Raw genomic sequence first — 14,386 nt, 5'->3', positions numbered from 1 at the left:
TTAACCGTAGGTGTAGAAAAATTTCAGGAGGAAAGCTTTGAAGTATATACACTTTGTTATTCTTCTCTCGTATCATTTCTAAGTATATAAATAAAGAAGCGTTAACTCTTAGATTAACGCTTCTTAAGGATATTAATTAATATGCACGAGCAAACCAAACAGTATGTTTTGCTTCTTTCCCACAATTTAAGCATGTGTGCTTTGTTGTTGGTGGGTTAAATGGGATATTACGTGTTGTAAATTTTGTTTTGTCTTTTACTTCTTCTTCACAGGCATTTTCTCCGCACCATCCAGCTAATATCCAACCAGGAATTGCATCATTTTGGTCAGATTCTGCTAAATGTTGTTCCAATTGTTCGATTGTATCGATATGTGTATGTGAATGCTCTTCACGGAATGCTTTTGCTTTTTCATATAGACGTGTTTGCATGGTTTCTAGTTCTTTCACTACACTTTCAACAACTGAGTCTAATGTGACTGAAACCTTATCCTTTTCATCTCGTGCTTTCATTAATACTTGATTGTTTTCTAAGTCACGTGGCCCTAGTTCAATTCTGACAGGTACACCTTTTAACTCCCACTCATTGAACTTAAATCCAGGTGATTGATCAGAGTCATCAAGACGAACGCGAATTCCTTTTGCTTTTAAAGCAGCAAAGATTTCATCTAATTTCTCGATAATTGCAGGATTCTTTTTCCATGGACCAACTGGAATCAAAATTACTTGAGTCGGTGCTATTTTTGGTGGTAAAACAAGACCTTGTTCATCACCATGAACCATGATTACCGATCCAATTAAACGTGTCGACGTACCCCAAGAGGTTGTATGCACAAATTCGTGCTTATTTTCTTTCGTTAAATATTTAATATCAAATGCTTCTGCAAATTTTGTACCTAAGTAGTGAGAAGTACCAGCTTGAACAGCTTTTCCATCCTTCATCATTGCTTCAATGGAGTATGTATCAACCGCACCTGCAAAGCGTTCTAATGGTGTCTTCTGTCCATCATAAACTGGAATCGCAAGCAATCCCTCGACTACTTCTTTATAAATGTTTAACATTTGCATGGTTTCATTACGTGCATCTTCTTCATCCACATGGGCAGTATGACCTTCTTGCCATAAAAATTCAGAAGTACGGATGAAAGGAAGAGTCTTCTTTTCCCAACGGAACACATTTGCCCATTGATTAATTAAAACTGGAAGATCTCGATAACTTTTAATCCAATCTGAATACAAATGGCCAATCATTGTTTCGGAAGTTGGACGTAGTGCTAAACGCTCGTCTAATTTCTCTCCTGCCGCTTCTGTTACCCATGGAAGCTCTGGTGAGAATCCTTCAATATGATCCTTTTCCTTTTGGAAAAAGGATTCTGGAATTAACATTGGGAAGTACGCATTGCGGTGACCCGTTTCTTTAAAACGTCTGTCCATCTCTGACTGGATATGCTCCCATAATTCATAACCATCTGGTTTAAATGCAATACAACCGCGAACTGGGGTGTAATCCATTAAATCGGCTTTTTGAATGGTCTCGATATACCATTTTGAAAAATCATTTGTGTTTTGTGACATCGTCTTTTCCTCCTGAGAAAATAAAATAAAAAAAAGCATAAAGAGTCCTCAAATAAGGACGTCTTTACGCTAGTAGACGTGGTACCACCTTAGTTCAACTTACTAAAAAGAAAGTAAGTCCTCTAACGTTTGTAACGAAACGACTCGGTTAGTTTATTAGCTAACATCTCCGTGGTAGGTTTCAATAAGAAGAGGTGATATAGCTTCCAGCCAAGGCTATATTTTCTGATTCACAATTCTTATTTACTTGATCACATCATAGATTACATATTAATAAAGATACTATATCAATTTACTTGAAGTATTTCAAATTTTACTGTAACAAAATTGCATCCCTTAGCATGATAAGCGAAAATCAGGTTTAAAGCAACGACATTTTTTCGAGAATCTATATGGAATTCAGTGTCTTTTTTTCATAATATAAATTAAACGTTCCTTATCAGTCCCCGATATTCCAACAATACCTGCAGCCACTGTGCAGGTCTATTCTTAAACTCTTCTCGATTTTGAAAAGGTAGAGTATAAAGGTGCCAGCCGATTCCCCTATGCAGACACCCCAGCTGATCGGATACCTTCAACATCTCTTCTAACTGCTTCATCGTACCAAAGGTAGTCCAAGGCTCTAAATAATAAGGGCGAAACTCATTGGTCATGTCTAACCACTCAGACTCATTATCTATCAACTCATCGAGAGAATTCCAGAAAATACGGGTGCTAAAGAATGGATGAGTGACAGATGCATCTCCCCAATCAATAAATACAGATCTCCCATCTTGCTCATAGATATTCGCTGAATGTAAATCCCCATGATCTAGCGATGGCGGAATAAGACTATCCATTATCTCACACATTTCCAGCAATTCAGGCTTTATTTCCATTATTGTTTTCGTTTCTTCTTCATTAAGACCTGTCTGAAACATATCTTCAAGGTGATGATCAATTTGTTCCTTTAGGATATGTATCCTCCTATCCGGTATACCAAGTTCTATTAATTTTTGGGCATGCTTGACTTCCTGTACCTGTAGTTCAGCATATTCCTGAAGAGCCCGCTGCCAAACTTTCTTGTCTTTCGTTTTTCTTAATAGATTACCTTTTACCTCTTTCATTAACATCCACGGTTCAGTTGGATGAACGGCTACAATAGTTGTGGTCTTTCCCGGATGACGTACCGATAAATAATTGCTAAGAGGACATTCAAAAGCCCAAGCTATTCCAACAGACTTAAAATAATAAACTTCATTTTCTGCTGAAATTCGAAGAACGATTTCATTTCCAGATGACTTGATAGTTTCATATATACTAGAAACTGGCTTATTTAACTTAGCAAATTCACTAGTAACCCAGTGTTCAATTTTTCTAATGTATTCTTGGATATTAGTCAAAAGTCTTCCACTCCGTTCAATAACATCTTTAATCAAACAGATATCCCTACTACTCCCTACTCATTTTAACATTAATTTCCACTTAATCATCATACGTTTAAAGAAAAAAGTGTCATTCCTTGTGGAACAACACTCACTATAAAAAAGCTATTTTAACATCTAACATATTTGCGTTTAAAACCGATTCTTCCTTTATCGATTTCTTTTTGTATCGTTTCGAATGAATTAAGGAAACTGCTTTTTTTGTTTTCCCGTTTTAGTTCTACAATTCCTATTTCCTTTGCTGTCTCAACTGCTTTTTCATGTAGTGGCATATATGATATACCTACTGTGTATACAAAATTATTCATAGCGGATTTTGTTCGTTCTGGAGCATCGTGAATCGTTTTTTTCACAAGATCAAGCATATCTGAAATCTTACTTTCGCTAAATTCGTGGTCTTTACGATTCCCCAAGAGCCAGCAGTAGCAGCTCCATCCCGCAGACATTCTCAACTCTTCACCACTTGCAATCCATTTATCAGCAACCTCTTGTGCAATATCTGACTCTGATAAAGTAACTGCCACCACATAGTCTGACAACATATAAAAATACGCTCCATCTATCCAACGATCATAATCTGACTCTGTCATAGCTTTTGGGTCCGCTATAATACCTGCAAAATACATGGCGTCGTAGTTACCAGTAGCATAAAGCTCTTCAGCCAATGGTTGATTTTTTTTTATTTTCTTGGCAATTGGTTTCATAGCCCCTGTAGCCACGCCAAAAAGGGGTTCGTGCGCACCATTCGATATGTATATTTTTTTAGTACGTTCCTTACCAAGAGATTCAAGCTCTTGCATAACTGTTTCAAAATTCATAATCCATATTCCCTTCTTCACGTAATTTCCTCTTATCTAACAAGTCTATACCCCTTGTCACTACTCCATACTTCTCCATTTTATCATGTAATTAATCATGTTCCCCCAGAAAAAACTCCAGTTTATCTGGTAGTTTCAAATTAGTATATTGGCTTCTTAAATTGAACGCATCCGTTTCTTCGTTACTTTAAGGACAATCCTGTTATTTGTAAACAAAATTACAGCATCCTCTTTTCCAACTCAACTTTCTGACGCAAGTGATGACAAAAATGCATTCCTACCAAATCATACCACTCCTTTGCATTCAGCCACCCGAACCCTCCATGCTCTACTTTATTACTTGGGTTCGTATTATCTACTTTCGATTCCCATTGGCTCATTCTTTGAATTAATTGATTCATCCTGTTAATTAGCTCTTCCTTGCTGTCCGAATTATTAGGTGCGGTATTTAGTTCATCTGGTAATTTTATTTTAATAGGTGGAAACCCTCCGTTCCTAAATAATTCCTCACCGAACTGGGTTTTCCCAAGGGGTTGTTCTTCACTTGATGTTGCACATATTTCCAAATTATCAAGATACTCATGAGCAACAAGAATTAAATGGTCATACATCTGCCCAATAGACCAAACCCCTTCTTCCGAAATATATCGTAGTTGTCCCAATGAATAATCTTGAAGTTCACTTTTAAAATGATAAACTATGTTACTATCACTCATTTAAGTCCTCCTTTGTAATAGTTAGATAAAATCTGAAAGATTTCCCTTATTGCATTAAAATATAATTATTCGATTAATGATTACTAATATACCTCCACTAATTTTTATATCGTGTAATAATACTAATGCCCATCATCTCAATTTTTGCATTACTTTATTATTAGACATGCCCCGCCAGCTTAATACACTACCCTTAGATATATTTAAACAAAACAACTCACATTAAAACGATTACCGTCTATATCATAAAAGTGGAACATTGACATTCCTCCACCTGTATATCCCCCAATTTCACCGACTTCTACTCCACTATCCCTAAGAAAACGATGATATTCAAAAAATTCATCTCTGTTATGTATAAAACACATAGGTCGTATAGTACCATCAACTTTACCTATATAAATATTTTCAGGTAACTTTTCGAGAATCCATTTTGACTTTCCTTCTGGATGATGATTTACACCTAATGACATTATGACATAACCATCATTAATATGTTCAGATTCAACTTCCATTCCAACATAATCCCTATACCACTCAACAGATTTTTCTAAGTCTTCTACCCCAATACGGACACAAGTATCTCTATAATTATCGCAATCTGGAAAAGCAACAGTAGAATTCTCTATTTCATTTTGAAATGTAAATCTAGTTCCTTCTGAAGTGACCCAAACATCAAAATACTTATGACCACCAGGACCGTCATATATGTCTGAAACTCGAACTCCTTTTTCAAAAAACATAGAATATGTGCTATTTAATTCTTTTGCCTTAAAACAAACCCGAATATTAGGGTCAACTGTACCACGGTCTGCATAGTGAAAAGGTAATCTTTGATTTGTAATAGAGGATACTAACCAAGTTCCCCATCCCATATGAGTCATCTTACCTTTAGAAGCCCTCGGGTCAGCGATCCAATCTTCTTTCTGTTCAACCTTCCATCCTAAATGTTTTTCGTACCATTTGATTGCATCTTCATGATAATCATAGAGAACATCGATACTACACCCATCGTAATACAATTTAGGTAGTACTCTTTTTTCACTCATATCAAAATCCACTCCTTGGAAAAAATTAGGCTCCAAGTATACTTCAATATTAATCAGAGATTATCATCTTTTCCTAAGGAAAAATCGTTCGACAAATTTTTATCCTTATTTGAGCTATTCTGCACCTTATTTTAAGGTAATGGTCACACTGGTATTTAGGTTGAAAATTGGTAGTTAATTACCTTTCAACTTGAAGCAGAATTCTAATAATATATAGAATAGGTATATAGTTTGTGAAGCTTTAAAAAAGTAGTTTATCTTAGATTTTATTTAAAAGGGGATTTATTGATGAAGAGGATATGTAATCAATGCCAAACAGAAATGATAACAGATTGTAAAGTAACTGTTGAAGCTGATTTATCTGGAATTAAGATTAGTCAAAAGCGTAAAGGACTTTTCAAGAATGTTTCTGCAAAGACTAAGGCAGCTGTCTGTCCAAATTGTGGTAATGTAGCTTTCTATATTGATGATTACCAATTATTTAATAAATAATTATTTATTCATCGTAATTGAGCTTTAACAGAACAGGAAGGTTCAAGATAATATGGTCTCTCAAATAACCTTTATTCCTTTTATTTAACAGCCCTCCCTCTTTTCTTCAATAAATAATAAGCCTATACACATTTCACCCTCCTTGCATAGGCTAGTATTGTATAGCAAAGGAGGTTGATACCCATTCCTAAGTATAGAAAAAAGCCTGTAGTTGTTGAAGCGGTGAAGCTGACAAGACCTATTACGATTGAAACATCTAATGGTACGATGAAGGGGCTCCCGGGAGATTATCTAGTTACAGATACAAACGGGGAACAGTACCCTTGTGATAGAGATCAATTTGAATCCGAATATGAACTCATACAAGGAAAAATCCAGCTAAAAGAATTTTTCCGAAAATCGTTTAGGTTTCTGAAAACAAAAATGGATAAAGCACCTAACTAATTTATATATGGGATTACTGAGCAATATGGTCTTTTCCACCATATTGCTTTATTTTTTACACTTATTTGAAACCTTTCCATTTACTTACTCGTATTATTAAATTGATTAATAGATTAGGAGGGATAAAATGGAGGTAACAAGATTTTCCGAAAAGAGACATATTTTTATTTCATTAGCAGTTGTTATAGCTGTTTCAATTCCTTTTGCAGTACCGCTCTTTCCTTTTATTATCTCTGACGTTATGTACGCATCTAAAGAAACTTGGTTTATTCAAACACCTAAAGCTTCCTACTTTCTGTATGGTGGAGGATTTCTACTATGGTTACTAGCAGCAATTAATATATATTATTTCAATGTCAGTAAAACTTCAGTTATCGCAGGTTTACTTATATTTATTTTAAGTGTAATACCAATTACATTAGGGATATACCACTACAAAGAATTAAGTGATGATGGAGTTTCTTACAGTGAAATAGGAGCATTTGAACAAAAACATTATCCGTGGGAACAGGTAACTAAGATTGTTTATCACCTTGAAAAAGAACGAGGTAAAAGATCTTTAATAGAGTTTCGATTTTCTGATGGAAACATGGTAGGTTTTTTAAGAGACAGTGAATTTTCAAACGATTATTACAAGCTGCAGGAAAAGATTTCAGATCATCAAATTGAATATGTTAGTAGTAAGAATAGCAATTAAAAGTGTACAACTCTGGGCAGTGTGATTCGAATATAGAATCCACTGCTTTTTCCCGGTGATTGATCCTGGAGAACAAAGCCTGTTGGTTACACAAATTCAACTAAATCAGACTGTAAAGCAATATAATGCGGCATCCAACAATCTGATTTTTCTGTTCCTATTTCGTGGTTGTTTATACAAACCCTATTTACGCCATCTACCCCATCATAACCGCAACAACCATTTAATCTTCTTCTATTATGATGGTATTTAGAATTAAGTAAGTCTTTAAGATTAATAATTATGGTTCCCTTTTCATCTAATACTTCTTCACCAGTATCAACTATATAAAAGCCTTCAGGAATGTAGTCTTCACCATCTTTTTTAGTAAGTAAAGTTAGGTCATGTAACTCCACTACCTGTTTTGATATTTCTACGTTACACTGCCGGCAAATTACTTTCATAGTAGACCACTCCTCCTTTACTCAATCTTATTTAAACTGACAAGAACCATTCTTCATCGCTTCTATCTTCCTACTAGTCTAAGTGATGAACGTCCCTCAAAAGAAATGGTTTTCACGCTTTTTAATAAGTCTTTTTCCATCTGAAATACAAACGTACCCCACAAACTACCTTTTACTATTTTTTAAATCCTCACGTAATTTTTTGATCTCTTCCGTCTGGTCAAGTATGTTATTATTCATTCTCCTTAACGCATCGAAAACTGCAAAAACCCCGGCAAATAGTAAACTTCCAAATAATATATCCATATCTACACTCTCCTCAAAAAATTTTTTACTTCTTAAACACTGATTCATACTGTTTTCGATCAAACACAAACGGTCCAAGAGAAGAATATTGCCAATGGCCCCCTGCTGATTTTGGGCCTCTGTGAGGTTGTTCAAAATCACTCCACGTAACAGTGTTATCAGGAAAAACTATTTTTACATTAAAGTCCCAACATCCTGCAATTCCGCACTCACATAGTAAAATCACTGTTTTATCCTCAAGATAATCAAGCTCTTCCTGAGCCTTTCCAAAAAAGTGGTTGGAAGGGGAGAATACAAATGCAGGGGGAAGTCCTTGATAATCTCCCGCAATACTTGCGTCATATTCCAGTTCAATCCGTTTAATAAGTTCAATTAAATTCTCACCGTTTATGTAAAGGTGTACATTTTCAAACCCTTCGCTGTTTTTCTCAATTTTTAAAGACAATCGATCCATGTTAACACTTCCTATTTATTAATTGTCCGGTGATCTACTTCTTCGTTTTACCGTTCTTTTTCTTTCCCATCATAGCTGTAGCAATTGCACCAAATATATCACCAAGAACTGAAAATATAGCGCTCACACGTATCCCTCCTGTCATGACAATTATGTTTACTCTGTTATACGAATCAGCAGAATAAAAGTTACGTAGTTATAGAAAATCAACCTAGTAATCAATGACTTTCAGATTGTTTAACTCTTTTGGGTTTGTAAAAAAGCTAACCCCAAACCAAGCAGAAAACAAAACAGTCCACCAATACCAGTTGTAATGACCGATAATTCTTCTTTAAAAAAGAACTCACAAACTCCTAAAATACGATTATCACCATCCTAGAATTTTTATTTTATTAAGTTTCACGTTTTTCACCTCACAAATCAGCATTTCTCACCTAATACAGACCTCCACTTTTCCAAGTAACTCTTTGGAATTCAAGATACAATCTCTTATCGATAGACTGACAAAATAAGCTGAAGGCTTCAGATCAATAACTACACAATCATCGTAAAGGATGCTAATATCTACACTTTTTTTAGGCTTTATTCCTTTTTCTAAAAGTGACTGTGCTAATTCCGCATACACTTTTTCTATATACACGCCAACTGACCTCTCAATTGCAAATTGACCAGCTAAGCTACCCCACCATACCTTGAATGACTGATAAATATTATTATATTGTTGTAATGATTCATCGCTAGAAACAAATAATCTCTGATAGAAAAGGTCTTTCTCTTCAATGAAGATTTTCTGATCATGAATAGCTCCCTCTGATAAACGCTTTGATACCTCATTCCATAACTCTCTGAAACATGTTTCAAAATCCGATCTAAACTCACAATTTGTTGGCAAGCAAGGGAATTTAAATTCCCCACCTTGTTCTCGATTTAGAAATATATTTTGGATATAAACTAAAAAATTTAAAGAATAGGATGCTTCCGTTCTGATTAGTAATGTATTTTTCAATTTGTTTATTCCAACTCTCTATCTATTTGTTAGTTAAAATTTTACGCAGCGTTTCTCTTGATTCGCTGTCTTTCAATATATATGCCCCACTTCTTCTATCACTCTCTAGCAGATCAAAGTCTCTGCCAAAATCAATCCATATTCTAATAACCTCTGTTGACCTATCTTCATAAAATATGGTCACTTGATAATCTTGTTGGGATACTTTTTCATATTTCGTATTTTCATGATTTGTTTTTAGTAAAATCTCAGCAACTTTTTCAACGGTATGTTTGTCATTAATAATTCTAGTCTCGCCAAATGTATCCTCAGAGTGATTAAATTGTTGATATTCAATTTCCGTCATGCTTACTGAATCACTTGCAAACATATAGTCTTTTATGAGAAAAATTAGAATTACAAACAGGATAACTCCAATAAGTTTTTTCAATACATACTCCCCCTGAACAACCGATATCCCTTTTAACTAAATTTTACCATATATTCAAAAAAGAAAAAGCAGTGCATTATACGATATACACTGCAACGCTATTTATTAGCTCTACCGATTCTTGTTAGGCATATCTTTGTGAAGGCTAACCTCTGAAATATCTACCATTTTGTTAACAATCGAGGTCCTACAATAGTAAACCCTAACAAATAACAATTATTCGATAAGGAGTGGTTTGTGCGGGGATACTTTTTGTGGTGGGTCCATAGATTACAATTAAATCACGGTTCGTTGGATTTCCAGAAAAAAATTGACCATTTGTTAATACGATTCTAGTATAAGGAGAAATAGTTAAACGTAATTGTCCATCACTACTCACCAGCTGACTATTAAAATAATCTACTTTTACATTCTGATTTGGGTTTTCTTTCACCATAACGAGTGCTTGATATTGTGGAGGGTAAATAAAAATGGCAGGTGCATTTCCGTCATAATATCCAGTCACTCGATCTCCTACTGTCACCATTACATGATCGACAAAGTAAGTGGCGGGTGAAACCACGAAATTTACTATTTCTCCCCGATCGTTCTCTAAAGTAAATAATTTATTACAGCCTTGTCCTTCACCATTTTGACCTGTAAAAAAGTCACTGATCATCGTGACTGTCCCGTTAAAATAATAAAAATTCGTCATACACTGCCTCCATTTTTTTAAAGGATTTTTTATTTAAAGTAATACAATCTATTAATTAACATTAGTTGAGGCTAATTAACTTGGTTCCAAGTATCGCCGTAACCAATCTCGTGGAACTAAATTGAGTGCCATTCCAAGTTAAGAAGTTTTCGAGATATCCTAGAGTATCTGAATTAGAAATACCAATAATTCGTTTAAAAACAAGTAAATCATAACTCATACTCTTTAAATTCATAACAATTGGATATAAAGCACCAGCGGCAAGAACCTCGCCTTTAACTGGTTGTTTTAAGTTGCCATTTTCATCGTAAAGTTGTGATAGATAATCGTAGCCTTTGCTGCTAATGTCCAGGGTGAAAAGCAGGTCTAGTGATGGACTTGCAACACTAACTTTATAATTGTCTTCAAAATTGACATTGAAAGAGTAGCTATTATTATATTGTTCTATATCAAACAATAAGCGTGGAATATTACTTTTAAAGGAGTAAATATAGAAAATACCGTACCCCCCACTTCCTCCTGACTCAATACTTACATAAATATCAAGTATGTTATCTTTAGAAAAATCCCCAAGGAAGAGCGTAGCATTATATCCTGCATTGTATGGAAGAGGAATGGTTATGGTCTGGTTAGTACGCCCATCTTGAATGACGAGTGTAATTTGATCTGCAAAGATGTCGGATTCTACGTTTTTTTTACCATATAAATATACATAATCAAAAATACCGTCGCCTGTAACGTCACCTTGCTTCATATCAAGCAACGCTATGACTCCAGAGTTAATATAGTTACCATCTGCTAGTTCCCGAAATTGCCTGTACAAATAACTACCTCCTATGAGCATTTAGCATTTCTTGGTGTACCATATGCGGGTCAGTACCTAGATGACACCATTAGACTATGAAATTGTTCAATATTAAACTACAATGAAAAAACCTTGTGGGTTTTATTTCCACAAGGTGCTTTAGCATTTAGTACAAAGTAGGGATTGGACAAGTAAACGCAGAGTCTAATAATAAGTTGACTCTCCATTAGATTTTATTAATTCCCCAATAACTCCCGCGTCTTCTCCAAAATCTCCTGGTCCTTCAAGCGAAACTTAAACTCTACCCGGCGGGAAGCTTGATTGCTATAGTTCCCATTCTCATCGTTACGCCCATCTGTATATGACCTACCGTTTACTGTTAACTTCGCCTGAAGATGTTCCTGGATATTTTTATAAGGAAAATCATCGCTTAAAATATATTCAGCCACACGGTATGCCCGTTGCTGCGAGAGTTCCAGATTGTACAAATATGTACCATCCTGGTCCGCGTGCCCTTCAATGATAATTTCAGAGATATACTCCTCGTACCCATTTTCCAGGAGCACATCCAAATACGCTGGGACAAATTCATTTAGAAACTGAAATGCTTCCGGCTTCAACGTCGCCGAGTCATACTCAAATAAGATATCTGTATTAAATAGGAGGGCACCCGTTTTTTCATCAATCTCAATTCCCGAATCACTGAACTCCTCATTTAGATCCTGAATTAAATCCACTCGTACACCCATGATTTGATCAATCGTCTCTTTCATTTCTTTAATTTGAAACGATTTGATCACCATCATGATAATAAAAATAAGGATAAAACAGAGTAACACTGAAGTTAGTAAGTCTGTAAAAGAAGGCCAGAAGTGACTTTCCTCTTGTTCTCGGTGAAAAAGCTTTTGATATTTATTAATCATTGGTTCCAACCCTTACCCTGTTGCTTTGTTCAACCGCAGTTTGCGAGATGGTATGAAGCTGTCGGTTCAGCTGTTGAAACTCCTGACTTAACTCAGAAAGTGCCTGTTGCAAATGACGAGAGCTTCTCTGCTGGTTATCGTCTGTAATATCGCCAATTTGTTTAAACTCCTTCTTCACTGCCTCATTCATATCAGAAATATAATCTCCAATATTTCGACTCACCTTCTCCAACCGATCACCAATGCTGCCCTCTAACGTTGTTACATATTTAGAAAGTGTATCCCGTAATGCATTTACACTCGCTTCAATTTGATTTTCTTTATAGTTGAATCCCTCCGACATTTGCGAAACAGTCCGCTGAATGTCATTTAGTAATTTTGTATGTTTCATAGAGATTTGCTCACTCGAGCGGTTTGCTTCATTCAAATAACTCTCAATAGCCTGCGAGTTTGTAAGATGAACTTGAAGATGAGAGTTAAATTCATGAGTAAAGTTCGTCAGTTCATCAAAACGATAGGTTAAGAGATTTTTATATTCACTTTGTGCCTTGTTAATTGTATCTAATGCCTGTGGCAATCGATTGATAGAATGCCCAAGTGTTTTAAAATCATTTCTTACTTCACGTAGAGAAGTAATCATGTCAGTGAGCTTTGAAGAAACATCCTCTCCAAAAATACGTTCAAACTTCTGATTGTTTTCCTTCATAATCTTCGTGAACTGTTCACTTTGAACATTCATTTTATCAAAAGCACCATAGATTGATTCTTGTCTATCTGCGATATTTGAAAAATATTCTTGAAGATTTGAAACCGATTGTTGAAAGTGATTCATCGTTTCCTGCTGGGAAGTTGTTAACTCCGCTACCTTTTTATGCGTTTCAACAAATGCACTTGTCATTTTTTGATTTCGATCATCCATCTTCTCAAAATACGTAAACAGCTGATCAAAATTCTTATTCAGATTCTTAACACCTTTATCAAAGCCATCCGTAAGTTCCTTGACACCATGAAAAATCACGGCGAATTCCTTTAGGTTCTGTGATAGTCCCTCATTAAACTTCGCCAAATCCTTTGCTGATTGTTGCAAACCAACCGTATATTCCTGGAAACCCTTAAACGAATTAACTATGCTTTGTAGGGATTCCTGATTGGTCTCCCGGAGCTGATGAATCGATGTATTAATACTTTCAGAAACAGTGATTAGACGGGACATCCCATCCTGTTCATTGCCCTCTAAAAAGGACTCTGTCTTCAACATAATATCCGTTAACATATACTCTGTATTTGCTACTTTCGTGACGATTGTCATAATCAAAGACAATCCCATACCAGCAATACTCGTATAAAACGCTACATCAATCCCCGCCAGCACCAACGCCACATTCTCTACAAGCTGGTCACCTGTAGCATCAATACTACCAAGTGACATCGCTAGACCAATAAACGTCCCTAAGACACCTATTAAAATAAAAATTGAAACCGTCATCTGTATCATCTTAATCAAACTTACAACTGGAACATTAAACATCCGCCAGCCTGAGAACTTATGCTGAACAAAGGTTTCAACCTTCACTACTTCCTGCTGACTCTTCTGTTCAAATTCTGTTTTAAACGTGCTCAACGGAGCAATATCTAACGTTTTCGTATTACTAATAAAGTTTCGTATTTGTCGCAATCGGTTAAATAACATAAAATGAACAACCAACGCTACTGCAAATCCTACAAACAAAATCATAAACATCAATTCAATTAACGGACTCGATAAAACTGCTTCTGCCTGCTGTTCACTCACAAACAACTCCAAAATCGCTTCGACCATTATTCTCCCCCATTTCATAGCTTGTCACGAAGCAAACATGTACAACTTCCTTTGATAAAAACTATTCGGGAAATGGACAAATCATGCATGGAAAGTGGACAGAGATTGGGTGATTTTGGGCATATGTGCCCTTTTGGTTTACTGGGTTAGAGGACATACATCTTACAAAGTCTGGAACAGGGAACCTGTCCCTGTTTTATTACATTGGAGAGCTGAACCGCTTGAAATTTCTCTAAAATGCACAAATTCAATTTAACGTGCATAAATCCCAAATAACGTGCACAAATCTTAAT

The 14,386-nt window shown here is 35.6% G+C and carries 17 protein-coding genes and 1 other annotated feature; of the genes, 3 read left to right on the top strand and 14 right to left on the bottom strand.

What is annotated here, in order from left to right:
* Window positions 1-136 precede the first annotated feature (136 nt).
* The 5 genes from proS to AB3M96_RS00175 form a co-directional block, all read right to left on the bottom strand.
* The gene (proS, locus tag AB3M96_RS00195; protein ID WP_412965534.1) at window positions 137-1,573 is read right to left on the bottom strand and encodes a proline--tRNA ligase; all 1,437 of its coding nucleotides are present in this window, start codon (window positions 1,571-1,573) and stop codon (window positions 137-139) included.
* 51 nt (window positions 1,574-1,624) lie between these two features.
* Window positions 1,625-1,842: a binding site (T-box leader), on the bottom strand.
* A gap of 156 nt (window positions 1,843-1,998) precedes the next feature.
* A complete protein-coding gene (locus AB3M96_RS00190; protein ID WP_412965533.1) occupies window positions 1,999-2,991 on the bottom strand; it encodes a phosphotransferase in 993 nt (330 codons plus the stop codon).
* Between the two features lie 116 nt (window positions 2,992-3,107).
* The gene (locus tag AB3M96_RS00185) at window positions 3,108-3,815 is read right to left on the bottom strand and encodes a DNA alkylation repair protein (RefSeq protein WP_412965878.1); all 708 of its coding nucleotides are present in this window, start codon (window positions 3,813-3,815) and stop codon (window positions 3,108-3,110) included.
* 218 nt (window positions 3,816-4,033) lie between these two features.
* Window positions 4,034-4,531 (bottom strand): DinB family protein, encoded by a 498-nt coding sequence (locus AB3M96_RS00180; RefSeq protein WP_412965532.1) that lies wholly within the window; start codon window positions 4,529-4,531, stop codon window positions 4,034-4,036.
* Window positions 4,532-4,734: 203 nt separating this feature from the next.
* Window positions 4,735-5,580, bottom strand: coding sequence for a VOC family protein (locus AB3M96_RS00175; protein WP_412965531.1), 846 nt, complete (start codon window positions 5,578-5,580; stop codon window positions 4,735-4,737).
* Window positions 5,581-5,868: 288 nt separating this feature from the next.
* Between AB3M96_RS00175 and AB3M96_RS00170 the strand changes: the two genes are divergently transcribed.
* The 3 genes from AB3M96_RS00170 (at window position 5,869) to AB3M96_RS00160 (ending at window position 7,213) form a co-directional block, all read left to right on the top strand.
* Window positions 5,869-6,072: a hypothetical protein gene (locus tag AB3M96_RS00170; protein ID WP_412965530.1), complete on the top strand. Its 204-nt coding sequence runs from the start codon at window positions 5,869-5,871 to the stop codon at window positions 6,070-6,072.
* Window positions 6,073-6,246: 174 nt separating this feature from the next.
* Window positions 6,247-6,516 carry a hypothetical protein gene (locus AB3M96_RS00165; protein WP_412965529.1) on the top strand — a complete coding sequence of 90 codons (270 nt, stop codon included), beginning with the start codon at window positions 6,247-6,249 and terminating at the stop codon, window positions 6,514-6,516.
* Between the two features lie 127 nt (window positions 6,517-6,643).
* Window positions 6,644-7,213 (top strand): hypothetical protein, encoded by a 570-nt coding sequence (locus tag AB3M96_RS00160; RefSeq protein ID WP_412965528.1) that lies wholly within the window; start codon window positions 6,644-6,646, stop codon window positions 7,211-7,213.
* Window positions 7,214-7,299: 86 nt separating this feature from the next.
* On the opposite strand, the gene AB3M96_RS00155 is transcribed toward AB3M96_RS00160, so the two are convergent.
* The 9 genes from AB3M96_RS00155 to AB3M96_RS00115 all read right to left on the bottom strand — a co-directional run bounded on the left by AB3M96_RS00155 (window position 7,300) and on the right by AB3M96_RS00115 (window position 14,093).
* Window positions 7,300-7,656: a hypothetical protein gene (locus tag AB3M96_RS00155; RefSeq protein WP_412965527.1), complete on the bottom strand. Its 357-nt coding sequence runs from the start codon at window positions 7,654-7,656 to the stop codon at window positions 7,300-7,302.
* 165 nt (window positions 7,657-7,821) lie between these two features.
* Window positions 7,822-7,962 (bottom strand): hypothetical protein, encoded by a 141-nt coding sequence (locus tag AB3M96_RS00150; protein WP_412965526.1) that lies wholly within the window; start codon window positions 7,960-7,962, stop codon window positions 7,822-7,824.
* 25 nt (window positions 7,963-7,987) lie between these two features.
* Window positions 7,988-8,416: a hypothetical protein gene (locus tag AB3M96_RS00145; RefSeq protein ID WP_412965525.1), complete on the bottom strand. Its 429-nt coding sequence runs from the start codon at window positions 8,414-8,416 to the stop codon at window positions 7,988-7,990.
* A gap of 430 nt (window positions 8,417-8,846) precedes the next feature.
* A complete protein-coding gene (locus AB3M96_RS00140; protein WP_412965524.1) occupies window positions 8,847-9,308 on the bottom strand; it encodes a hypothetical protein in 462 nt (153 codons plus the stop codon).
* 136 nt (window positions 9,309-9,444) lie between these two features.
* Complete coding sequence (locus AB3M96_RS00135) at window positions 9,445-9,852, bottom strand: YhfM domain-containing protein (RefSeq protein ID WP_412965523.1); 408 nt, start codon at window positions 9,850-9,852, stop codon at window positions 9,445-9,447.
* Between the two features lie 202 nt (window positions 9,853-10,054).
* Window positions 10,055-10,546 (bottom strand): hypothetical protein, encoded by a 492-nt coding sequence (locus AB3M96_RS00130; protein ID WP_412965522.1) that lies wholly within the window; start codon window positions 10,544-10,546, stop codon window positions 10,055-10,057.
* Between the two features lie 61 nt (window positions 10,547-10,607).
* Window positions 10,608-11,369 (bottom strand): VCBS repeat-containing protein, encoded by a 762-nt coding sequence (locus AB3M96_RS00125; protein ID WP_412965521.1) that lies wholly within the window; start codon window positions 11,367-11,369, stop codon window positions 10,608-10,610.
* 218 nt (window positions 11,370-11,587) lie between these two features.
* Complete coding sequence (locus AB3M96_RS00120; RefSeq protein ID WP_412965520.1) at window positions 11,588-12,274, bottom strand: OmpA family protein; 687 nt, start codon at window positions 12,272-12,274, stop codon at window positions 11,588-11,590.
* Window positions 12,267-14,093, bottom strand: coding sequence for a MotA/TolQ/ExbB proton channel family protein (locus AB3M96_RS00115; RefSeq protein WP_412965519.1), 1,827 nt, complete (start codon window positions 14,091-14,093; stop codon window positions 12,267-12,269). Before AB3M96_RS00115 ends, AB3M96_RS00120 begins: the two co-directional genes overlap by 8 nt.
* Between the last annotated feature and the right edge of the window lie 293 nt (window positions 14,094-14,386).

Source organism: Ferdinandcohnia jepli (assembly GCF_047246645.1).
GTDB lineage: Bacteria > Bacillota > Bacilli > Bacillales > Bacillaceae_L > Ferdinandcohnia.
The sequence above is the reverse complement of the archived record's forward strand: the minus strand, read 5'-3'. Positions and strand labels throughout refer to the sequence as shown.